Source organism: Glycocaulis albus, assembly GCF_014639075.1.
Lineage (GTDB): Bacteria > Pseudomonadota > Alphaproteobacteria > Caulobacterales > Maricaulaceae > Glycocaulis > Glycocaulis albus.
Genome location: NZ_BMFS01000009.1, coordinates 1 through 20,759, shown reverse-complemented (window position 1 = coordinate 20,759; position 20,759 = coordinate 1). Strand labels below are relative to the sequence as shown.

21 protein-coding genes and 1 other RNA gene are annotated in these 20,759 nt (G+C 63.9%); 8 read left to right on the top strand and 14 right to left on the bottom strand.

Annotated features, from left to right (window positions below):
• The first annotated feature begins 46 nt into the window (after positions 1–46).
• A complete protein-coding gene (locus IEV75_RS10160; protein ID WP_188452456.1) occupies positions 47–685 on the top strand; it encodes an SRPBCC family protein in 639 nt (212 codons plus the stop codon).
• Between the two features lie 4 nt (positions 686–689).
• Positions 690–1,019, top strand: a complete 330-nt coding sequence (locus IEV75_RS10155; protein WP_188452455.1) for an ArsR/SmtB family transcription factor — start codon at positions 690–692, stop codon at positions 1,017–1,019.
• Between the two features lies 1 nt (position 1,020).
• On the opposite strand, the gene IEV75_RS10150 is transcribed toward IEV75_RS10155, so the two are convergent.
• The 3 genes from IEV75_RS10150 to IEV75_RS10140 form a co-directional block, all read right to left on the bottom strand.
• A complete protein-coding gene (locus IEV75_RS10150) occupies positions 1,021–2,334 on the bottom strand; it encodes an RsmB/NOP family class I SAM-dependent RNA methyltransferase (protein ID WP_188452454.1) in 1,314 nt (437 codons plus the stop codon).
• Positions 2,334–3,824, bottom strand: coding sequence for an IMP dehydrogenase (guaB, locus tag IEV75_RS10145; protein ID WP_188452453.1), 1,491 nt, complete (start codon positions 3,822–3,824; stop codon positions 2,334–2,336). The genes IEV75_RS10150 and guaB overlap by 1 nt, the downstream gene beginning before the upstream one ends.
• A gap of 78 nt (positions 3,825–3,902) precedes the next feature.
• Positions 3,903–5,132, bottom strand: a complete 1,230-nt coding sequence (locus tag IEV75_RS10140; RefSeq protein WP_188452452.1) for a DUF2254 domain-containing protein — start codon at positions 5,130–5,132, stop codon at positions 3,903–3,905.
• A gap of 144 nt (positions 5,133–5,276) precedes the next feature.
• On the opposite strand from IEV75_RS10140, the gene IEV75_RS10135 reads away from it, so the two are divergent.
• Complete coding sequence (locus IEV75_RS10135) at positions 5,277–6,146, top strand: SDR family NAD(P)-dependent oxidoreductase (protein ID WP_188452451.1); 870 nt, start codon at positions 5,277–5,279, stop codon at positions 6,144–6,146.
• 106 nt (positions 6,147–6,252) lie between these two features.
• Entirely contained in the window at positions 6,253–7,395 is a 1,143-nt protein-coding gene (locus IEV75_RS10130; RefSeq protein WP_188452450.1) for a GNAT family N-acetyltransferase, read from the top strand.
• Between the two features lie 66 nt (positions 7,396–7,461).
• On the opposite strand, the gene IEV75_RS10125 is transcribed toward IEV75_RS10130, so the two are convergent.
• From IEV75_RS10125 to IEV75_RS10115, 3 genes are read right to left on the bottom strand one after another with little or no spacing between them, the layout of a single operon-like run.
• Entirely contained in the window at positions 7,462–8,232 is a 771-nt protein-coding gene (locus IEV75_RS10125; RefSeq protein ID WP_233351828.1) for a hypothetical protein, read from the bottom strand.
• Complete coding sequence (gene def, locus IEV75_RS10120) at positions 8,229–8,747, bottom strand: peptide deformylase (protein WP_188452556.1); 519 nt, start codon at positions 8,745–8,747, stop codon at positions 8,229–8,231. The genes IEV75_RS10125 and def overlap by 4 nt, the downstream gene beginning before the upstream one ends.
• A gap of 32 nt (positions 8,748–8,779) precedes the next feature.
• Entirely contained in the window at positions 8,780–10,141 is a 1,362-nt protein-coding gene (locus tag IEV75_RS10115; protein WP_233351827.1) for a DNA recombination protein RmuC, read from the bottom strand.
• Between the two features lie 190 nt (positions 10,142–10,331).
• Here IEV75_RS10115 and IEV75_RS10110 point away from each other — a divergent pair, with 190 nt between their 5' ends.
• A complete protein-coding gene (locus IEV75_RS10110) occupies positions 10,332–11,477 on the top strand; it encodes a PQQ-dependent sugar dehydrogenase (RefSeq protein ID WP_188452448.1) in 1,146 nt (381 codons plus the stop codon).
• 11 nt (positions 11,478–11,488) lie between these two features.
• Here IEV75_RS10110 and recR read toward each other — a convergent pair whose 3' ends face one another.
• The 6 genes from recR to IEV75_RS10080 all read right to left on the bottom strand — a co-directional run bounded on the left by recR (position 11,489) and on the right by IEV75_RS10080 (position 15,440).
• Positions 11,489–12,091, bottom strand: coding sequence for a recombination mediator RecR (recR, locus tag IEV75_RS10105; protein WP_188452447.1), 603 nt, complete (start codon positions 12,089–12,091; stop codon positions 11,489–11,491).
• 99 nt (positions 12,092–12,190) lie between these two features.
• Complete coding sequence (locus tag IEV75_RS10100; protein WP_188452446.1) at positions 12,191–12,526, bottom strand: YbaB/EbfC family nucleoid-associated protein; 336 nt, start codon at positions 12,524–12,526, stop codon at positions 12,191–12,193.
• Entirely contained in the window at positions 12,523–14,313 is a 1,791-nt protein-coding gene (locus IEV75_RS10095; protein WP_188452445.1) for a DNA polymerase III subunit gamma/tau, read from the bottom strand. Before IEV75_RS10095 ends, IEV75_RS10100 begins: the two co-directional genes overlap by 4 nt.
• An 87-nt stretch (positions 14,314–14,400) precedes the next feature.
• Positions 14,401–14,497, bottom strand: an RNA gene (ffs, locus tag IEV75_RS10090) — signal recognition particle sRNA small type.
• Between the two features lie 46 nt (positions 14,498–14,543).
• Positions 14,544–14,777: a hypothetical protein gene (locus tag IEV75_RS10085; RefSeq protein ID WP_188452444.1), complete on the bottom strand. Its 234-nt coding sequence runs from the start codon at positions 14,775–14,777 to the stop codon at positions 14,544–14,546.
• A gap of 144 nt (positions 14,778–14,921) precedes the next feature.
• Positions 14,922–15,440, bottom strand: coding sequence for a porin family protein (locus IEV75_RS10080; RefSeq protein WP_188452443.1), 519 nt, complete (start codon positions 15,438–15,440; stop codon positions 14,922–14,924).
• A gap of 300 nt (positions 15,441–15,740) precedes the next feature.
• On the opposite strand from IEV75_RS10080, the gene nudC reads away from it, so the two are divergent.
• The gene (gene nudC, locus IEV75_RS10075) at positions 15,741–16,607 is read left to right on the top strand and encodes an NAD(+) diphosphatase (RefSeq protein ID WP_188452442.1); all 867 of its coding nucleotides are present in this window, start codon (positions 15,741–15,743) and stop codon (positions 16,605–16,607) included.
• A 171-nt stretch (positions 16,608–16,778) separates the two neighbouring features.
• Complete coding sequence (locus IEV75_RS10070; protein WP_188452441.1) at positions 16,779–17,516, top strand: c-type cytochrome; 738 nt, start codon at positions 16,779–16,781, stop codon at positions 17,514–17,516.
• An 86-nt stretch (positions 17,517–17,602) separates the two neighbouring features.
• On the opposite strand, the gene IEV75_RS10065 is transcribed toward IEV75_RS10070, so the two are convergent.
• Positions 17,603–18,385, bottom strand: a complete 783-nt coding sequence (locus IEV75_RS10065) for a C40 family peptidase (protein WP_188452440.1) — start codon at positions 18,383–18,385, stop codon at positions 17,603–17,605.
• Positions 18,378–19,748 carry a leucyl aminopeptidase family protein gene (locus IEV75_RS10060; protein WP_188452439.1) on the bottom strand — a complete coding sequence of 457 codons (1,371 nt, stop codon included), beginning with the start codon at positions 19,746–19,748 and terminating at the stop codon, positions 18,378–18,380. The genes IEV75_RS10065 and IEV75_RS10060 overlap by 8 nt, the downstream gene beginning before the upstream one ends.
• Before the next feature lie 116 nt (positions 19,749–19,864).
• Here IEV75_RS10060 and IEV75_RS10055 point away from each other — a divergent pair, with 116 nt between their 5' ends.
• Positions 19,865–20,695, top strand: coding sequence for a tetratricopeptide repeat protein (locus IEV75_RS10055; RefSeq protein WP_217980046.1), 831 nt, complete (start codon positions 19,865–19,867; stop codon positions 20,693–20,695).
• The last annotated feature ends 64 nt before the right edge of the window (positions 20,696–20,759 follow it).

The window sequence follows — 20,759 nt, the reverse complement described above, 5'->3', positions numbered from 1 at the left end:
TTATTACTTACTTATATAAGTAATATCGAAATCATGGGAGACAGGCATGCAGATCGACATTGCAGCGGCCATCGGGGCCACAGCCCGCGAGGTGCGCAATCTGGAGCGGGACGGCAAACCGGCTGTCGCGATTGTGGCGAGCCGCACCTACCCCACCAGTATCGAGGATTTGTGGGAGGCGGTAACCACGAAAGAACGCCTCGCGCGCTGGTTCTCGCCCGTATCGGGTGAATTCCGGCCCGGCGGCCGGTTCCAGATCGAGAATAATGCGGCCGGCGAAATTAGCGTCTGCGAGCCGCCGCGCACGCTCGACGTCACATGGGAGTTCTCCGAACAGGTCAGCTGGGTGAGCCTCCGGCTCCACAATGCAGGCAATGGCCATTCCCGGCTTGAGCTGACCCATCTCTATGTGGTCGATCCCGACTGGGAAGAGAAATATGGCCCCGGCGCTGGCGGGGTCGGCTGGGATCTGGGCCTTGCCGGGCTGGCGCTGCATGTCAGCGGCGAGGTGACGGCTCCGGTGGAAGCGAGCGGCGAATGGTTCGCCTCGCAGAATTACCGCGATCTGGTCGATGCCGCCGCCAAGGCGTGGGGCGAGGCGCATACCGCCTCCGGCGCACAGGCAGACGAGGCCCGCGCGGCGGCGGCCCGCACCGCCGCCTTCTTCAAGGGCGAGGAGCAATAGCCCCATGCACGCCTTTGACGTATTGGGAGACCCGGTGCGCCGGCGCATCCTCGAACTATTGGCCGACAACGAGCTGCGCTCCGGCGAGATCGTGGAGGTCATCCACGCCGAATTCGGCATCAGCCAGGCCGGCGTCTCCCAGCATCTCAAAGTGCTGCGCGATGCAGGCTTTGCCACCTCGCGCGTGGACGGCGCGCGCCGTATCTACCGGCTGGAACCTGCCCCGCTGCAGCAAGTTGATGACTGGCTGTCGCGCTTCAAGGGCTTCTGGACGCACAAGCTGGAAGCCCTCGCCACCGAAGTGGCACGGGGGAAGAAAGAGCGGGGGGAGTGAGCTACCCTGCCCTCTCCAGTCCGCACACGTAAAATCCGTCCGTGCCGGTGCGGGCGGGGGTGAGCTGGAGGGCGCCGTGAGCGCCAGCGCAGGCGGCGAGGGTGAGCGCGCCCTCATCGGTGAGTTGGCCGGAGGCGGACAGCGCCTCCATCACCGGCACGGCACGGAAATCAGGATTGGCGGCGAGGAAGGCGTCGATCCGGTCGCCGTTTTCCTCCGGCAGGACCGAGCAGGTCACATAGACCATGCGCCCGCCGGGCTTTACGTATTTCGCGGCCTTGGCCAGCACCTCGTCCTGCTGGGTGATGCGGGTGGCGAGCGCTTTTTCCTTCAGGCGCCATTTGGTATCCGGCCTGCGCCGCCAGGTGCCGGAGCCTGTGCAGGGCGCATCGATGAAGACCAGATCCATCTTGCCTGTCAGATCGCCCAAGGCTTCTGCTTCCTTGCCCGAACGCACCTGAACATTGCGCACGCCTGCCCGCTCCAGACGCGGCCAGATGGCGCGCAGGCGCCGCCAGTCATAATCCCACGCATAAAGCTGGCCGGTATTGTTCATCAGTGCGGAGAGAGACAGCGTCTTGCCGCCCGCACCGGCGCAGAAATCCAGCACTTGCAGCCCTTCGACCGGCGCGGCGGCAAGCGCGGCGATCTGGCTGCCAATATCCTGCACCTCCACCCAGCCTTTCCCGTAAGCAGGGATGGCGTCAGCGGGCGGGGATTTGGCGCGCGGATCATGGCCGGGAATGCGGATGGCGGTTGTGATCAGCGTGGACGGGTCAGCATTGAGCTGTGCACGCACGGCGTGGAGCGCCTTTTCGGGATCGGTCTTGAGCGTATTGACGCGCAGATCCACCGGCGCACGTCCCGCCATGCTGCCCCCTTCAAGGGCGGCATCGGCGCCAAATCCGCGCTCAAAGCTGGTTGAGAGCCATTCAGGGATTTCCGCGCGCGCATGCAGCGGCGCATCGCCGGAGAGCTTTGCCAGCATCCCCGCACGCTCGGCATCGGTCAGGAGTTCAGGCGCGTGCTCATCGCCTTCAAAGATCGCAGCCACCGCGTCCGGCCCCGTCTCCCACTCATGGGCAAGCGTGCCGAGCACCAGGGCGCGGGGGCTGTCCGCGCCCATCAGGAGGCTGACAGATGCCCGTCGGCGCAAGGCATCCAGCACGAGACCGGAAATCCACGCCCGGTCGCCAGAGCCCGCATAGCGGTTGGCCTTGCCCCAGTCACGCAAGGCCTCTTTCACCGGCTGATGCCGGTTCAAAATGGTGTCCAGCACCTCGATGGCGGCGGCTATGCGCCCTGCGTCCCGCATCAGCTCGGGCTGGGATAGTTGGGCGCTTCGCGCGTGATGGTCACGTCATGCACATGGCTTTCGCGAAGCCCGGCATTGGTGATGCGCACGAACACAGCGTTTTTCTGGAAGTCGGCAATCGTCTTCGCGCCGGTATAGCCCATGGCCGCGCGAAGCCCGCCCACCATCTGGTGCAGGATCGGGCCGACCGGGCCCTTATAGGGCACCTGGCCTTCAATGCCTTCGGGCACCAGCTTCATGCGGTCGGTAACTTCCTTCTGGAAGTAGCGGTCGGCTGAACCGCGCGCCATCGCGCTGACCGAGCCCATGCCGCGATAGGATTTGTAGGAGCGGCCCTTGTAGAGGAAAACCTCGCCGGGCGCTTCCTCTGTCCCGGCCAGCATGGAGCCCATCATCACGCAGTCGGCGCCAGCGGCAATGGCCTTGGCGACGTCGCCGGAATACTTGATACCGCCATCGGCAATGACGGAACCTTCAAAGCCTTGCGCCGCGCGGCGCGCTTCCATCACGGCAGTCAGCTGGGGCACGCCGACACCGGCAACGATCCGCGTGGTGCAGATGGAGCCCGGTCCGATTCCCACCTTCACACAGTCCGCGCCCGCATCGAACAGGCCGCGCGCGCCATCATAGGTCGCTACATTGCCGGCCACGATCTGGGTGGTGTTGGAGGCACGCTTGATACGGCGCACCTGTTCCAGCACGGCCCCGCTCATGCCGTGGGCGGTGTCGATTACCAGAACGTCCACACCGGCATCCATGAGCGCGTCTGCGCGCTCGAAACCGGCATCACCGACAGTGGTTGCGGCTGCCACGCGCAGGCGGCCGTGCTCATCCTTGGCGGCATTGGGATGAGCTTGCGCCTTTTCCATGTCCTTGACGGTCATCAGGCCGACGCAGAACCCGTTTTCGTCCACAACCAGCAGCCGCTCGATACGGTGCTTGTGGAGGAGCCGGCGCGCTTCTGCCTGATCGGCGCCGGGGCGCACCGTGACGAGATGATCCTTCGTCATCAGGCTGGCCACGCTCGCGCTCATATCGTCGGCGAAGCGCACATCGCGATTGGTGATGATGCCGATCAGTTTTCCGGGCTTGGCGCCAGCCGCGCCGCCACTGCCGCCACCTTCAACAACCGGAATGCCGGAAATGCGGTGATGATCCATCAGCGCCTTGAGGTCGGCCAGCGTGGCGTCCGGGCCGATCGTGACCGGATTGACCACCATGCCGCTTTCATACCGCTTCACGCGGCGCACTTCCTCGGCCTGTTCGGCGATGTCGAGATTGCGGTGAATGACACCCAGACCACCTGCCTGCGCCATGGCGATGGCGAGCGGCGCTTCGGTGACGGTGTCCATGGCCGCCGAAAGGATCGGGATATTCAGTCCGATCCGGGGCGTGACGCGCGTGCGCACGTCTGCGTCTGCGGGGATGATTTCCGATGCACCGGGCTGCAAGAGCACATCATCGAAGGTGAGACCTTCAACAATCTCCATGGCGGAGACCTCCTTTTCTCTTGCGGGGCGGCTCTAACCCTGAATCCGCCTCCGCGCAAGGGGTGGTCTCATGCCCGTTCAGCCAATCGCGTCGGTAAGCCGCACAATATCGCTCTTGTGCGCCATGGCGGCACTGGCCCGCTCCATGATCTCGGATTTCAGCACGCCGGCCTCCTCTTCAAGATCAAGCGCGTCCAGTGAGCCGGCCGCAGCGCATAGCTCGCCAAGGGCACGCATCACTTCCAGCTGGCCTGCCCCGTCACGCGCCAGGGCGATTACCGGATCACGCAGTGCGCCGCTCGCATCCAGCGAAGGATACACCACCCGCTCGAGCGCAGGTCCGGGATTATCTTTGCCGGAGGCCTTGCTCCATCCCGCAAAGCACCGCTCCAGCGCCCGGATTGCCGAGACGGCCGTACCGGGGTCGTTGACGCCCGGCGACAGTGCGCGCGAGCCGATCTCGCTCAGCGCTGTCAAACCCAGCCGGGGATCAGCCTCCAGTGTGCGTACATTGCCGCGCACAAAGCAGGGCAGGAGCCTCTGCGCAGCGTCCGCGCCGCCGGCACCATATACGCGCGCCAGATCAAGCGCCGGTCCACACCGTTCTCCCGGCAGGGCCAGCACCTCCACGGTCGCGCCCAGCCTGCCGGCCGCTTCGTCCAGCGACCTCAGATCGATCATTTGCACATAGCCTGGCCGGTCTGCCCGCAATACCAGCGAACCGCCCTTGCCGAGCGCGGACCGGTCAGCAGAAGGGGGCAGGCAGGCAAGTGCCTTGAACGCCTCCTGTGTGGCGCTTTCCACTTTCGATATCGCGTCCTCGACATCGCCCAGCGTGGACAACTGGCGGATCCACTGGATCAGCACAACGACCACCATCAGAGTGGCCAGGATCGTCAGGGCGAACAGCACGGCTTCGCCGCCCGCACCGAGAATGCCGCTATTGAGGGCGACCAGCCCGATCATGCTGAAAATGAACGCGCCCAGAAATGTCGCAATGGCGTTCTGTGCATTGCCGCCCTGGATAAGGATGGGCCGCGCGCGCGGTGTTGCCGCATCACTGACAGCCTTCAGCGAGGTTGCCATCGTCGTCAGCGAGAAAATCGTGACAGCCAGCAGGCTGGATGAGAGGACGTTGAGGATCGTGCGCAGCGCATCTTCCTCAATCGCATCGGCGAGCACGTCCGGGATTATGAACTCGGCCAGAGGCGCGGCGAAAACCAGCGCTATCGCCCCGGCAGCGTAAAGTGCCGGCATGAACCAGAGCGAACCGGCGATCCGGCCGATAAGAAGCTTTATGCGTTCCATGAATCCCCGCGCAAAAGTATCGTCTGATAACCCGGCCGGCAGACAAGCGTTCCCTGCGCGCAGGCACACGGCAAAGAGCTTGCGGCGCGGACAGGATACACGCCAGTGTGAAACCTACAGTCACTGATAAGGGATACAGCGAAAATGGGCGGACGTCTGGATGGCAAGATCGCGGTCATTACCGGCGGGGCGAGCGGGATCGGCAAGGCCAGCGCCGAGCGCTTCATTGCCGAGGGCGCCCATGTCGTGATGGGGGATCTGGAAACCGGGCGCGGCGAGGCGATGGCGCAGTATTACGGCCCGAAGCTCGCCTTCCGCACCACGGACGTGAAAAACGAAGCTGACATCAAGGCGCTGATCGACCTTGCGGCCGAACGGCACGGACGGCTCGATATCCTGTTCAACAATGCAGGGTCTGCCGAGCCGGACTATCCGGTCGAAAAGATCGAGGCAGCGACGTTCGACCATGTCATGCATCTACACCTGCGCGCGGCTCTGTTCGGCATAAAGCACGCCCTGCCCCACATGCAGGCCGCAGGCGGCGGATCGATCATTTCGACCTCCAGCGTGGCCGGGATCGGGGTGAATTACGGTCCCCTGCTCTACTCAGTGGCGAAAGCCGCGCTGATCCACATGACCAAGACGGCCGCTGTGCGCCTCGCACCTCACAAGATCCGGGTGAACTGCATCAATCCGGGCATGATCGCCACGGCTGTATTCGGGCGCGCTTTTGGTCTCGATCAGGATGCCGCAGAAGCTGCCCAGCCAAAGCTGGAAGAGCTTGGCGCCTTTGCCCAGCCTCTGCCCGTGGGCGGCAGCCCCGCCGACATCGCGAACGCGGCCGTTTACCTGGCCAGTGACGAGGCGCGCTTTGTCACCGGTCAGGCACTTGTCGTCGATGGCGGGCTGACCACGGGAACGGTACCCGACCCCAATGGAGGCACAGCGGCCATTATTGCTGACGTGCTGGGCGTGGACCTTGCGGCATGGAAAGCCGAACACGGTATTGGCTAGACGCCATTAACGTTTGGCTAACCCTGAGGGCAAACCGGATGCCCTTACGCCCGCTTCTGGCACGGCACATGCGAGTCTCCGCAGGAAATGCGTGTGGAGACGGGCGATGTTACGCTGTGAGACAATCAAGGTGGATGCCCTGAGCCGGCAGGACCGCAAAGCTTGGGCCGAAATGGCACTGGCGACCGGACTCGCCTCGCCCCTGTTGCATCCCGAGTTTGCCGAAGCGGTTGCCACTACCCGGAACGACGTCGAAATCGCGTTGTTCCGCGATGCAAAAGGCGTTGCGGCTGTGTTCGCCTATCATCGCCGGCCGGGCGGTTTTGCGCGGCCCATCGGATCAGCCTTCTCTGACGTCCACGCCATCTTGCGCCGTGAAGACGTTCAAGCGCGTGACGAGGAATTGCTGGCCATGGCCGGCCTGTCGCGCGCCCGTTTCACCGCGCTGTTCACGCCCGACAACCCGCCCGCAGAGGGGCTTGCACCGGTGGGTCCGTCCCGCGCTGCCGTTATGCGGTCCACGTCGCAGGCGCTTCTCGCCGAGCTGCAGGCAGAACACCCGAAACGCTTCAAGGATTTCCGCCGGCGGTTGCGCAAGCTGCATGCCGAGCACGGCGACGTTCAGCTCGAAATATCCACCGATCAGGACACGCTCGACCAGCTGATTGCCTGGAAACGCCTGCAATACCGGCAGACCGGGCGCCATGACGTGCTGGCACCACGCTGGACGGCCAAGATGATGCACACCCTGTTTGCCAAGCAGGACGGGGCGGTCCGCGGGCGCCTTTACACGCTAAGGGCCGGCGGGCGCCTGATCGCCGCCGAATACGGCCCGCAAGGCCATGGCACCTTCCATCCGTGGCTGGCTGCCTATGACCCGGAAATGTCGGCGTACTCGCCGGGCCACCTGCTTGTGTACCTGCTCCTGTCGCGCATGGAAGAGTTCTGCCTGACGCGCTACGAGATGGGCACCGGGCACGAAGACTACAAGAAATACTTCACCAATCACGGCTCGCGGCTTTTTGGCGGACTGGCCAGGGCCCCGCACCTGGAAGAACGGGTTCGCGAAGCCGCGATGCAGTTATTGCGCGCAAGTCTCGCGCTTTGCGGAGAGCGCGTACGCGGGTTTGGTGAACGCATGCACAGCCGGATCGACCATATTGCGGCAGCCGAGACCAGCGCAGCCGGCCGCTGGGCCGGCTTTACACGCGCTGCGAGCTTCCTGCTGGCGGGCCAGCGCGGCCAGTAAGAACCAAACGAAAAGGCGCGGGCCAAGCGGACCGCGCCTTTGTCATTGCGTCAGATGTGGAGACGGCTATTCCTCGTCCTCCCACCCCCAGGGGGTGGGCGGCGCGTCGACCGGATTGGTGAGGTCGAAAGTCACCTCAAACAGACGGTTCGGACGCGTCAGGGCGTAGGTGAACGTGTCGTCGGTAATCTCCATGATCCAGACATTGTCCATGGACACCGGAATACCCTCGCGCTCGAACAGGTCACGCGAGAACCCGTCAGCAGGAAACTCCACGCGTGAGGTAACCGGGGGAGCGACGCTCTCACCGCCATACTGGGTCAGCACGTCTTCCGAGCCGTCTTCGTGACGATGATCATGCTTGAGACGCAGGCGGCCATCATCAAGACGGGTGATCACCCAGGTCCGGGAGTGATCATCACCGACATGGAAAGGTACCCGCACTTCATCTTCGAAGCATTCGCGCACATGCATGACGAGACGCTCGCCCGCAAAGGCGGCATCAGCCTCGGTCACAGGGCTGGTGATTTCACCTTCAAATGCCTGTCCGCAATATTGTGAGAGGCCTTCAATAAGGCCTTCCTGCGATACCAGTTCCGGCTCCGCGTCCATTTCGACTGCGGGCGCCTCGCTGGCAAGCTCGTCCATGGCCGGCACCGGTTGCTCCGCGACATCCGCCGACACACGGTCAGCATCCACTTCAGGTTCTGGCAATTCTTCCGGCAGCGGCACAGGTTCAGGCTGCGGATCAGGGATATTGTCATTCGGATCACAGGCAGCAAGCAGCGCAGCCAAGGCAACAGAGCCCCCGAGAAGGGCATGGCGGGACAGCGTCATTGAGCGGCCTCCAGTCGCGACTTCACAAGTTTCTGGACCTTCTTCACCGCCCGGTCGCGTTTCAGGCGCGAGAGGTAATCGATGAAGAGCACCCCTTCGAGATGGTCCATTTCGTGCTGAATGCACACCGCGAACAGATCTTCTGCGATCTCTTCGCGTTCGTTTCCATCATAATCGAGGTACTTAACGCTCACCCGCGCGGGGCGTTCCACCTCGTCATAAACTTCCGGGATGGACAAACAGCCTTCGCTGTAAGGCCTGGTTTCCTCCGTCAGCGGCGTGACAACCGGATTGACGAAATAGCGCGGGCTATCGCGCTTCTCAGAGAGGTCCATGACAATCACACGCTTGTCGACGCCGATCTGGATAGCGGCAAGGCCAATACCATCGGCCTCGTACATGGTCTCCACCATGTCATCCATCAGGTCACGAAGATCATCATCAACCCGCTCCACCGGCTTTGACACCAGTTTGAGGCGCGGGTCGGGAACAGTCAAAATAGGATGTACAGCCATAGCGTCAGAAGTAAGGGGCAAAAGGGTTTCGATCAAGCATCGCTGCCTCCGTTGTCAGATGGCGCAGCGAGCGAACGCGGCGTTTCATCGACCTGTGCCGGACCTTCCAGCGCCTTTGAGCCAGAGGCCGCGTTGAGTTCGGCCATCTTGCGGGCAGACACCAGAACGCGGCCCTCCAGCGAGGCCACCGCGCTGTTATAATTGGCAGTTGCAGACTTGAGGCCAGAGCCGACGCGGCCAAGATGCCCGGTAAAGGTCTGCAAGCGGTCATGTATCTCGCTGCCCAGAGCGGCGATCTTGCGGGCATTGTCTTCGAGCGCCTGTTGCCGCCAGCCATAGGCCACCGCCTTGGCCAGCGCGAGCAGGGTGGAGGGCGTGACGATAATCACATCCTGCGCGATGGCTTCGTCAAACAAGCCCGGCTCCTCCTCCATTGCTGCGGAGTAAAAGCTTTCGCCGGGAATGAAGAGCACCACAAAGTCGATCGCACCCTCCACCGATTTCGCATACTCCTTGCTGGCCAGCTGGCGGATATGGGTCTTCACCTGCATCGCATGGCGGCGCAGATGCTGCTTCCGGCTCGTCTCGTCGGGTGCCTCCACCGCATCGAGATAGGCCGTCAGTGCCACCTTGGAATCGATGACGAACCGCCCGCCGCCTGGCAGACGCACAACGAAATCAGGGCGCAATGCGGCGCCTTCGCTGTCACGCGCCTGGTACTGGCTTTCATAATCTATGCCTTTGGTCAGGCCCGCCAGCTCCAGCACATTTTCCACGGTGCGTTCGCCCCACTGGCCGCGCGTAGTTGACGAACGCTGCAGCGCGTTGACGAGCTTTGCCGTCTCCTGCTGCTGTCCGGCCAGCCCCTGACGCAGGGCATTGATCTGCTCGCCCAGCTCGCCGCGATGGGAGGCGCGCTCCTTCTCGATATGATCAACCGTCGCCTTGAACTGGTCGAGCTTTTCCCGGATCGGCGTCACCAGCTCCTTCACGCTGCCTTCAGCCTTTTCCTGATTGAGCTTGAACGTCTCTGCGGCGCGTTCCAGGAAGGCCTTCTGGGACTTGTCCAGCGCCTCGTTGGCCAGAAGCTGAAACTTCTCCTGCACGGCGTTCGAGAGCTGCGTCAGGCTCTCGCGCTCGCGCTTGACGGCCTCCGCCTCGGTATCGATGCGTGCTTTCAGGGCGGCGGCGGCCTGCTCGGCCTCGCGCCGTGCCACGCGCTCGCCCTCAAGTTCGACCTGACGCTGCGCGCGCTCCGCATCGAAGCGGCGTTCGGTGTCTGCAAGACGGTCCTGCAAGGCGGCAGCGCGGGCAGCCGCACCACGCAACCACAGAAAGCTCAGCGCAGCGCCGGCCAGCAGGCCACCCGCCGCGATAAGGGCGATGTTCAGCATGTCCATATCGTTACTCTGCCTGCTGCCAAGCGAATCACAAGCGCAGCCTAAACCAGCATGTGCGTCTTGCCGCCCGGTGAGTTGCCGGTGTTCACATCTATGTCAGCTTGGCAACGAAGGCTGGCCAGGAGCGTTGCCATCCCTATCTGAGCGTGTGAACGCCAATCGCAACACTTGGGGAGACCTGTCCATGATCCGCACCACCCTTGCCGCCAGCCTTCTTCTCACCGTCAGCACCAGCGCACTGTCTGCGCAGGACGTCTACGAGACAGAGCAAGCCAATTTTCGCGTTGAAACCGTGGCAGAGGGACTGAACATGCCGTGGTCCATCGGCTTTCTGCCGTCAGGCGAGATGCTGGTGACTGAACGTGACGGCGGATCGGACGGGCTACGCATAATTGATGCTGACGGCAATCTGCGCGCCGAGCCCGTGACGGGGCTGCCGGACGACGTTGTGGTCAACCGCCAGGCGGGCCTGTTCGACGCGATCCCGCACCCGGAGTTCGCCGATAACCGGCTGGTCTACATCTCCTACGCCCAGGGCACGCGGGAGGCGCATCGCACCGCACTGGTCCGCGGCCGCCTGAGCGATGACCTCTCGACGCTGGAGAATGTCGAGGAGCTGTTTGCGGTCAATTTCGATATTGCCACGACGCGTCACCATGGCGGCAAGATCCTGTTCGACCGCGATGGCTATCTTTGGCTGTCGCTGGGAGATGGCGGCGATCACATGGACGAAGCGCAAGACCCGTCCAACCATATCGGTACGCTGATCCGCCTGAACGATGACGGCACGGTGCCATCCGACAACCCGTTCGCCGGCGGCAATGGCGGCGCGCCGGAAGTGTGGAGCTACGGCCACCGCAATATCCAGGGGCTGGCCCAGCATCCGCAGACCGGCACGGTCTGGAGCCACGAGCACGGCCCGCGAGGCGGTGACGAGGTCAATATCCACCTCACTGGCGGCCTGAACTATGGCTGGCCGGAAATCACCTACGGCATCAACTATAACGGTACGATCATCACCGAGGAGCGCGCGCGCGACGGGCTGGAGCAGCCGATCTGGTACTGGAACCCGTCCATCGCCAATTCCGGTGCTGCATTCTACACCGGAGATGCTTTCCCGCACTGGCAGAATGATTTCTTCGTCGGCGCGCTGGCCGGCATGCACATCGCCCGGCTGGAAACCGATGGCGACCGCGTGATCGGTCAGGAGCGCCTTCTGGAAGACCTGGAGGAGCGCATCCGCGATGTGCGCACCGGTCCTGACGGTTTCCTTTATTTCACGACGGATAGCGATGAGGGCCGCGTACTGAGGCTTGTGCCCGCTGAGTAAGCCACTGACGATTACGCTGGCCGCCGCGACCGGAAGGCGGCGGCCAGCGTGCCGTCATCAAGATAATCAAGCTCGCCGCCGACCGGCACGCCGCGCGCCAGCGAGGTGATCGATACACCGGTATGGGAGAGCCTGTCGGCAATGACGTGGGCGGTCGTCTGGCCATCCACCGTGGCATTGAGCGCCAGGATCACCTCGCTCACCGATCCATTGCCCGCCCGCTCGACGAGGCTGGCAAGATTGAGATCATCGGGGCCGACACCATCGAGCGCCGAGAGCACGCCACCCAGTACATGGTATTTGCCGGCAAACGCCCCTGCCCGCTCCAGCGCCCACAGGTCACCGACCGTCTCGACCACACAGAGCACGCCGTCTGCGCGCCTTGGATCGCGGCAGACCGTGCAGGGGTCTGATACATCCAGATTGCCGCATGTGCTGCAGGGCCGGATTTTCTCGGCCGCCTCGGCCATGGCGGCGGCCAGCGGCTCCATCAGCGCCTCGCGCTTCTTCATCAGATGCAGGGCAGCGCGGCGGGCAGAGCGCGGACCCAGCCCCGGCAGCTTGGCCAGAAGCTGGATAAGCCTCTCGATTTCCGGGCCTGCCGTACCTGCCATCTTGCTCTCTCGTGCGCAGCGGGCGCGAATCACACACCCGTAATGATGGCGAGACTAGCGGTGGCCACGCCCCGCAACAGCCCCGGGAGTTCAGAGATATCAGGGTTTGATGCCAAATGGCATGTCGAAGCCTGGCGGGAGGCCGAGCCCGCCTGCGGCTTCGCGCAGAACCTTGGCTTGCGCTTCGTCGGCCTTGCGGCGGGCGTCCGACAGAGCCGCCAGCATGAGGTCTTCAAGGATTTCGGGCTCTGACGGGTCAATGAGCGAAGGGTCAATGGAAACCTTGCGCGGTTCGCCTTTCGCGGTGGTCGTGATCTTCACCAGACCGGCGCCGGCCTCTCCCGTGACCTCGACGGCATCCAGCCGGGCCTGCGCCTCGCCCATCTTCTTCTGCATTTCCTGGGCCTGCTTCATGAGGCCGGCGAGGTCTTTCATGGCTTGCGCTCCTGACGCTGGGTTTCCGCGTCCGTGATCTGGGATGGGGGGGGTTGTGTCTCAACCGGCGTAACTGATTCCAGTTCGGCGCCGGGAAACAGCGTCATCGCGCGGACGACAGCCGGATCGCGCAAGGCCCGTTCGCGCATGGCTTCGCCCTCGCGGCGGCGGCGTTCACGCACGGTCTCCGCGCCCGGGGCCCGGCCCTGACTGTCTACCAGCCAGCGAGCTCCGGTCTGCGCATGGAGAAACCCGGCAAGCCGGCTCGCCAGATCGTCCGGCGCGCCCTTTGCCGCCTCGAACACGAGCTTGCCCTGTCCAATGGACACAAGGCGCACATAGCGTTCCACCTGGTCGCGCAGCAGAACCTCACGTTCACGATCGAGAAGGACGAGCACATCCTCAAGGCTGGAAGGGTCCGATGACACCGGCGGCGCCGGTTCTGCCGCGCCAGCCCTAGGGGCGGCCTCAGGACTTGCCTGCGCTGACGGCGCATCGCGGCTTTCGCCAGCCTGTGACGCTGCACCGGGCAAGGGTGCACCTGCTTCCAGCGCGGCGATCAGGCGCGCGGCGTCTTCCGGTCCGGGCAGGCTGGCCGCTGCCATGAGGCGGATCACGCTCATCTCGACCGCCGCCATCGGGTCCGGGGCCGAACGGACATCCTCCAGCCCCGAGAGCGCGGTCTTCCACAGGCGTGTGAGGCTCGCGAGCGAGTGGGCATCGGCAAGCTCGCGAATACGCGCGGCCGTCTCTGGCGCCTCGGCGAGGTCCGCCTTGCCGCCGGTTGCCTTCACCCGGTTCATAGCATGCAGATAATCGAGCAGGTCACGCATCAGCACTTGCGGATCGGCGCCCGCGGCATACTGGCTTTCGAGCTCGGAAAGCGCTGCTTCGCCCTTGCCCGTCAGGGCCGCATCGAGCAGGTCGAGCACGCGCGAGCGGTCTACAAGACCCAGCATTTCACGCACCTGCGAGGCGGGAACCGGACCTGTCTCGCTGCCCTGCACGATGGCCTGATCGAGCAGGGACAGGCCATCGCGTACCGACCCCTCGGCAGCGCGGGCTATGGCATCGAGGCCGTCTGCCTCAACCTGTGCACCTTCCTGGTCGCATATGCGTTTGAGGTGTGCACTCAGGACGTCGCGCGGTACGCGGCGCAAATCAAAGCGCTGACAGCGGCTCAAGACCGTAACCGGCACTTTGCGGATCTCTGTCGTCGCGAAAATGAACTTCACATGCGGGGGCGGCTCTTCGAGCGTTTTGAGAAGCGCGTTGAAAGCATTGTTCGAGAGCATGTGCACTTCGTCGATAATGTAGACCTTGTAGCGGGCCGACACCGGCGCGTAGCGCACACCGTCCAGGATTTCGCGGATATCGCCGACACCCGTGCGTGAGGCCGCGTCCATCTCAAGAACATCGACATGAGCAGAGCGGGCAATGGCGTCGCAATGACGGCCGGGCGGGTCGATATCCACGGTGGGCCCGGAGCGATTATCGGACTCGTAATTCAGCGCGCGGGCGATGAGGCGCGCTGTGGTCGTCTTGCCGACACCGCGCACGCCGGTCAGCATATAGGCCTGTGCGATGCGCCCGGACTGGAAGGCATGCGAAAGCGTGCGCACCATCGCATCCTGTCCTATCAGGTCGGAAAAGCGTTGCGGGCGGTATTTGCGGGCCAGAACCTGATAGGCGGACGCAGCGGGCGAAGGCTCGAAACCCGGCAAAGCCGGCCCGGGCTCATCCGCCTCCAGCGCAAGTGCGCCGCTGTCTGGATCCTGGTCATCCATGGACGGGCAAGGCCCCCTCTTGCGGCAAGCTGACCGGGACGCCCGCAGGCGCAGCCAGGCCTTTCAGGCGAAAGCAGTAGGAAGGCGGCGGAAGACCGGACGGCGACCCGAACCGAAACTCGTTACGGCTGCTTCCTTCCGGACCTGACCGGGTTGGCGAGGGGCTCGTCCGCCGCCGGCCTTCCTGCTCCCTAGTATCGGGATCGCGGACAAGTTTCGCAAGCGCAGTGTCAGCCTTCTTCCAGCGTGTCGCGCAGGAAGGCGGCATGCTGGCTCAGCAGCCCGATCAGCCGCGCATCGCCATTATGCGCCACAAGCTGGTTCAGCCAGTCTTCCACAATGACGGACTGGGTCTCCAGCCAGTCCCTCACGCGCGGCTCAAGTACGCTTGCCGCTTCGCTGGCGCGCCGGACCCTTGTGCGGGATGGCTCCAGATTGACGATGTTGCAGATTGCCGGGCTCATTGAATGACTCTCCTGTTGCACCGACAAACTTGCGAGTCATTCTCATTCGCGTCAACTGCGGAGCATGAAAAACCCCCGCGGCCAGCCGGCCACGGGGGCTTTCGTACGGCGCCGATGCGGCGGCGCCAGCACTGTCACGCCAAACTAGAAGCGGCGGACATAGGAGATGCCGAACGCGTCAGCATCGCCATTGCCGTTCACGAAGTCATAGCGGGTGTAGTCGATACGGATGGCGTTCGGACCGGCAAAGGCCCATTCCGCGCCGCCACCGAAGGCCCAGCCATCGACATCGCCGCTGAACGCGACGCCGCCAGCAGACGCGCTGCCGTCGATATAGGTGTAGCCACCGCGCGCGAACACCGAGAACTGCTCGTTCAGCGGCAGACGGGCAACGCCGTACAGGCCAACACCGTAGTCGATCTCCGAGGTTACCGTGGTTGCGCCGATCGTCGTGGACTCATCGCCCAGACCGACAAGCAGGTCACCTTCCACCGAGAAGATCGGGGTGATGTCATAGCTGCCGCGCAGGGTCAGCGTGTCATAAGTGGCGCCGTCAGTGTCGATGGCCTGATAACCGGCACCGAGACGGAACGGGCCTTCCTGAGCGGAAGCGGCACCGGCGAGAACAGCAATGGAAGACACTGCGACAAGGAGAGATTTCATCTGATTCGACCTTTCGTCTTTTTGGGACCCCCCGGGCCCGTGCGACGAGAGATGAGGCCGGTCACCTGCACCGCGCAAGATGCCGCCAGCCGTTAATGACGCAGTGCAATACACCCCTGTGTCTTTCCGGATACGGACTATGGCGCAAGCAAGGCAATTGGGGCAAAAATGCCATGATCCCATACCTTTATACATGATCCGGTAAGGTGTGCGTAATGTTCGCAGCCGCGAAAATCGCGCGGGCTTGCAAGCCGGAGCGCATCAGGGCGCAATGCGCCGGTCAACCGGAGGCTATCGCCCATGCATCTGACTTTCACCCGGTCACCCCTGGATCATGCCGGCATCCGCCGCACCGATCCGGGCTTTATCGATGCCTGCCTTGGCCACCCACAGGCCAGAGCGGTGTTGCTTGCCGGCGGCGACGTTGTGCTGTCACCTGAGGGCGAACCGCAGATACTGCATCCCGCGCAGGCCGCAGAGTTCCCGCTTCAGCCACCGGGACCGGTATTCCTCGGACTGCAGGACGAGACACCCTGGTTTGCGGCGAGCGTTGAGCCGGGCGCGACACCACCCGGTCTCGACTTCCGAAGGGCCACCATGGTGGCGGAGCCGGACATTGCGGCCATACTGGGCAGGGCCCGCGCGATTCTGAGCTGGCACGGGCGCAGGCGGCACTGTTCAAATTGCGGCGCTGAAAATGCCCCTGCCGAAGGCGGCACAAAGCTCGTATGCCCCGCCTGCGGAACCGAGCATTTTCCGCGCACCGATCCATCGGTCATCATGTTGCCGTTCAGTGGCGAGCGCTGTGTGATGGGCCGCCAGCCTGCCTGGCCGCCGGGCCTGTTCGCCACGCTGGCCGGGTTCATGGAGCCGGGCGAAACGATTGAGGAGGCGTGTGCGCGGGAGGTCGCCGAAGAGACCGGGCTGAAGGTGATCTCTTCGCGATACATCGCGAGTCAGCCCTGGCCTTTTCCGTCCACGCTGATGATCGGGCTTCTGGCGGAAATCGAGCCGGGCGAGCCTGTGGCTGCCGATGATATCGAGGAAGCGCGCTGGTTCACCCGTGATGAAGTGCGCGAGCTCTACGAGGGGCCGATGATGCGCTGGGGGCCGCCCCATTACTCGATTTCGCGCCTGCTTATCGAGACCTGGCTGAAGGGCGGCTAGCCAGGCCGCGACGACCTGCCCCATGGGCAGGCTGGCACCATATTGATACTGACACCGGACCGTTCACCCTGCTATTTGCGGGCGTGGTAATCGCCCGAGGCGGTTGCACAGGGCGGCGGAGCGTGCCAAACACCGGCGCAATTACAGTCATGTCTGGTCGAGAGGACGTCGATGGGCGATCTGTTCTGGAACAAGGTAGCGGGCGCGGTTCTGGCCATCCTGCTTGTCGTCATGGGTTTGCGCGAGATCGGCGATATCGCCTTCCACGCGCCTTCACCTGAAACACTGGGATTCCCGGTGGACCCGGCCTTGCTTGAAGGCCCTGCAAGCGCGGAGCAGGAAGAAGCCGGACCGGTTGATTTCGGCACGCTTCTGGCTACCGCCAGCGTCGAGGCGGGCGAGCGTGTCGCGCGCCGCTGCGTGGCTTGCCACACATTCGAGCAAGGCGGCGCCAACGGCACCGGCCCCAATCTGTGGGGTGTGCTCGGACGCGCCGTCGCCAGCGTTCCGGGCTTCAACTATTCGAGCGCCATGCGCGATTACGGCGCTGACGGCACCCAGTGGCTCTACCAGAACATGTATGACTATCTGGAAGCGCCGCGCCGCTATGTCGAAGGCACCTCCATGGCGTTTGCCGGCCTTCGTAACCAGGAAGAGCGGATCAACCTGCTCGCCTACATGAACTCGATGGCCAGCGATCCGCTGCCGCTGCCTGAACCGCTTCCCGCCGAGCCGGCCATTGAGGCGGAAGGCGAGGCAACCGACGTCGCAGCAACGGCAACGCCGGACGCACCGGAAACGGCTATCGAATCCGGCAATGATATGGGCGAGCTGGCCCAGCCGGGTGAAGCGCTGCCGGACGAGGAGCTCGCGCAAGAGCTGGAAGAGGTTCTGGAAGACGGCGAATAAGACGTCTGGAGCAGACATTAAAAAAGGGCGCTTCTGCCGAAGCGCCCTTTTTCTTGCCTGCCGTCCGGCCTGTCACGCTTTCGCTGTCATCCCCGTGCGTTCGGCGCGCGGAAAATGCCGCTCATCGGCGCGTGATGGCTGGCAATGCGCGCTGCGGCCAGATTGAGCGGTTCAAGGGCAGCCGCCATGTGGAACGCATTGGCGTGCAAGAGATGCACGCCGTCGGTCATGATCCCGACATGGCCCGGCCAGAACACCAGATCGCCACGTTGCAAACCTGTCAGTGCATCGGTTGCCGGCACAGTGCTCCAGCGTTCACGCGCCCAGGCTTCCTGGTCGCCACTGTCCCGGGGAATGCGTATACCCGCCGCCTCCATGCTCACCTGCACCAGCCCGGAGCAATCCAGGCCCAGGCTTTCCTTGCCGCCCCACAGATAGGGCGAGTGCAGGAACCGCTCGGCCACAGCGACCCAGTCCGGCTCGCTGGCATCCAGCGCCGTCAGGTGCCCGGTGAAAATCCAGCCCTGGCGCTGGCTCTCGATGAACTTGCCGTCGCGGCGGCCGGCCGCAATCTTTGCGTTTAGCGAAAGCAGGAAGCGCGGCGGGGATTTCAGATCCGGCTCGCTGAACACATAGGTGCGCACCGCGCTTACGCGGTGCGTCGGGATCAGCACCGGCGCGGACAGCGCCGCCATGTCGACAAAGCCCTGATAGCCGTCATGGCGTGAAATGCCGCGTGCCCAGCCGCCGGATTCCTCCTCGACTGAAAACACCTCTCCGGCAAGCAACTGGCTGTCCATCATCGCGTCATCGCGCGGCTCGCGCCGTATGGCTGCTACACCGGCTGTTACCTGAAAGTCTTCAGTCATGGTTCGCTCCATACCGGGCTTTGAGCACTTCATACAGAGCACGCCCTGCCAACATTTCACCCCCAAGAGGACGGCCGGGCCGGGCCTTGGGGTTCCAGCCATAAATATCGAGATGGACCCAGGCCCGGGTGTCCACAAAACGGCGCAGGAACAGAGCTGCGGTGACCGAGCCCGCCATGGGGCCGGAGCCGGTATTGGACAGATCGGATATTTCTCCATCCAGCTGGCTGTCATATCCGTCCCAGAGCGGCATGCGCCACACTGGATCATCCACGCGCAAGGCGGCTGCGGCGATGTCTGCTGCGAGGGAATCGTCATCGGTATAGACCGGCGCCAGTTCCGGTCCGAGCGCGATACGCGCAGCCCCGGTAAGCGTCGCCATGTCGATCACCAGTTCGGGCTTGTCTTCGCACGCGCGCGCCAGCGCATCACCCAGCACCAGCCGGCCTTCGGCATCGGTATTGCCGATCTCGACCGTCAGGCCCTTGCGCGAGGACAGGATGTCGCCCGGACGGAAAGCGTTCCCGGAGATGGCGTTCTCGACGGCGGGCACGAGCACCTGAAGGTGAACGGGCAGGCCCGCATCCATGATCATCGTGGCAAGGCCAAGCACGTTGGCCGCACCGCCCATATCCTTTTTCATGAGAAGCATGCCGGCGCCGCCCTTTATGTTGAGGCCGCCGGAATCGAAACAGACGCCCTTGCCCACCAGTGCAATGCGTGGATGAGACGGATCGCCCCAGACAAGTTCTATCAGGCGCGGCGCATCGGTGGAGGCCCGGCCGACCGCATGGATCATCGGGTAGTTCTGCTTGATCAGGTCATCGCCGACAATGCTGGTCACCGTGGCGCCGAACGGCTTGGCGATAGCGCGTGCGGCATCTTCGAGATGGCTGGGCAGCATGTCGCCGGCTGGCGTATTGATGAGGTCCCGGCACACCGTGACGCCGGCCACAATCCGCAGCGCTTCGGCTTCGTCCGCCCCTGCCGGCAAATGGAACCGCGCCGGTTCGCGCTGTGCGGCGCGGTAACGGGTAAACTGATAGCTGCCAAGGCCGAGCGCGGTTGCGAGGACGGTCGGATCCCAGTTTCTTGGCACGCCGCCAATCCGCCAGACACCCTCGGGCAAGGCCAGCGGGGCACTGCCCGCGTCAAAGGGGGATTTCGCATCGCCGACCCCGTACAGCGCGCCGCCATCTCCAGGCAGCATGACCATCTCGCCTGCCTTGCCGGAGAACCCGGCGGCCCGGGCATGGGCAGCAGCTTCCTGCCCGATGCCCGACAGCACCGAATCAAGGTCGGCGCGTGCCGTCAGGTGGACGGTGCGGGCCGCGTGGGCGGCATCGGCAAATGCAAAATTCATCAAACTCTCCAGACAACTCGACAGGGCGGACCAGGCATGCCGAAGCGTTAACGGCTTCTTGACCGGCCCGGCCGAAACATAGGCAGCAGAAACGCTCGCGTTAACAGGGTTAGATCATGTCCATGCGATTGTCCGCCGCCGCTCTCACCGCCGCAAGCGCGCTGACACTGGGCGCATGCGCCACGACCGCTGCACCCCCGACCGCGCAGGAGGCAGCGCTGGTGCTCGAAATGGAGTCACGCTCACTTGTTCCGGCCACCACGGCCGAGCGCCAGTCCATCGCGAACCAGGACCTGCTGACACAGGCCGCATTCTGGGCCGAAGCCTATGAGCTGAACCCCGCTGACCGCGAGGCGGCCACGCAGCTGGCGCGCGTTCTGCGCCAGCTTGGCAGCGCGCCAAGGGCAATCGAGGTCGCCCGTCAGGCTCTTGCTCTCTTCCCCGATGACGCAGGCCTTCTGGGCGCGTACGGGCTGGCACTGGCCGCCGAAGGCCGTGGGCAGCAGGCCATCGAACCCCTGACCCGCGCTGCGCAGGCAGACCCCGGCAACTGGCGCCTGATAAACGCCCTTGGCGTCTCTCTCGAACAGGCAGGGCGCACCACAGCCGCACGGGCCCGTTTCCATGAGGCCATGATGATCGCGCCGCACGAACCCTCAATCCTGTCCAATCTGGCGCTTTCACATGCCCTGGCTGGTGAACCTGAACAGGCCGAACCGCTATTGCGCCGTGCCATGGACAACGATCTCGCTTCACCGCAGGTACGTCAGAATCTCGCCCTCATCCTGGCCCTTCAGGGCCGGTTTGACGAGGCCGAGCAGATCGCGGCAATCGATACGACAGCGGAAATGGCAGCGGCCAACATGGCCTATGTGCGCGCGATGATAACCAGCCCGCGCCGCTGGGACAGCCTTAACGAGGCTGCCCTGCGGGGAAGCCACCACTAGGACACAGACTCATAATTTCTGAGCCATATCTGGATAGCGGCGAGTTTGACGAGGGCAAGGTAGT

Bases quoted from the DNA above. Each gene is read 5' to 3' on its own strand.
- IEV75_RS10160 (WP_188452456.1), top strand. From the start codon at position 47: ATGCAGATCGACATTGCAGCGGCCATCGGGGCCACAGCCCGCGAGGTG.
- IEV75_RS10155 (WP_188452455.1), top strand. From the start codon at position 690: ATGCACGCCTTTGACGTATTGGGAGACCCGGTGCGCCGGCGCATCCTC.
- IEV75_RS10150 (WP_188452454.1), bottom strand. From the start codon at position 2,334: ATGCGGGACGCAGGGCGCATAGCCGCCGCCATCGAGGTGCTGGACACC.
- guaB (WP_188452453.1), bottom strand. From the start codon at position 3,824: ATGGAGATTGTTGAAGGTCTCACCTTCGATGATGTGCTCTTGCAGCCC.
- IEV75_RS10140 (WP_188452452.1), bottom strand. From the start codon at position 5,132: ATGGAACGCATAAAGCTTCTTATCGGCCGGATCGCCGGTTCGCTCTGG.
- IEV75_RS10135 (WP_188452451.1), top strand. From the start codon at position 5,277: ATGGGCGGACGTCTGGATGGCAAGATCGCGGTCATTACCGGCGGGGCG.
- IEV75_RS10130 (WP_188452450.1), top strand. From the start codon at position 6,253: ATGTTACGCTGTGAGACAATCAAGGTGGATGCCCTGAGCCGGCAGGAC.
- IEV75_RS10125 (WP_233351828.1), bottom strand. From the start codon at position 8,232: ATGACGCTGTCCCGCCATGCCCTTCTCGGGGGCTCTGTTGCCTTGGCT.
- def (WP_188452556.1), bottom strand. From the start codon at position 8,747: ATGGCTGTACATCCTATTTTGACTGTTCCCGACCCGCGCCTCAAACTG.
- IEV75_RS10115 (WP_233351827.1), bottom strand. From the start codon at position 10,141: ATGCTGAACATCGCCCTTATCGCGGCGGGTGGCCTGCTGGCCGGCGCT.
- IEV75_RS10110 (WP_188452448.1), top strand. From the start codon at position 10,332: ATGATCCGCACCACCCTTGCCGCCAGCCTTCTTCTCACCGTCAGCACC.
- recR (WP_188452447.1), bottom strand. From the start codon at position 12,091: ATGGCAGGTACGGCAGGCCCGGAAATCGAGAGGCTTATCCAGCTTCTG.
- IEV75_RS10100 (WP_188452446.1), bottom strand. From the start codon at position 12,526: ATGAAAGACCTCGCCGGCCTCATGAAGCAGGCCCAGGAAATGCAGAAG.
- IEV75_RS10095 (WP_188452445.1), bottom strand. From the start codon at position 14,313: ATGGATGACCAGGATCCAGACAGCGGCGCACTTGCGCTGGAGGCGGAT.
- IEV75_RS10085 (WP_188452444.1), bottom strand. From the start codon at position 14,777: ATGAGCCCGGCAATCTGCAACATCGTCAATCTGGAGCCATCCCGCACA.
- IEV75_RS10080 (WP_188452443.1), bottom strand. From the start codon at position 15,440: ATGAAATCTCTCCTTGTCGCAGTGTCTTCCATTGCTGTTCTCGCCGGT.
- nudC (WP_188452442.1), top strand. From the start codon at position 15,741: ATGCATCTGACTTTCACCCGGTCACCCCTGGATCATGCCGGCATCCGC.
- IEV75_RS10070 (WP_188452441.1), top strand. From the start codon at position 16,779: ATGGGCGATCTGTTCTGGAACAAGGTAGCGGGCGCGGTTCTGGCCATC.
- IEV75_RS10065 (WP_188452440.1), bottom strand. From the start codon at position 18,385: ATGACTGAAGACTTTCAGGTAACAGCCGGTGTAGCAGCCATACGGCGC.
- IEV75_RS10060 (WP_188452439.1), bottom strand. From the start codon at position 19,748: ATGAATTTTGCATTTGCCGATGCCGCCCACGCGGCCCGCACCGTCCAC.
- IEV75_RS10055 (WP_217980046.1), top strand. From the start codon at position 19,865: ATGTCCATGCGATTGTCCGCCGCCGCTCTCACCGCCGCAAGCGCGCTG.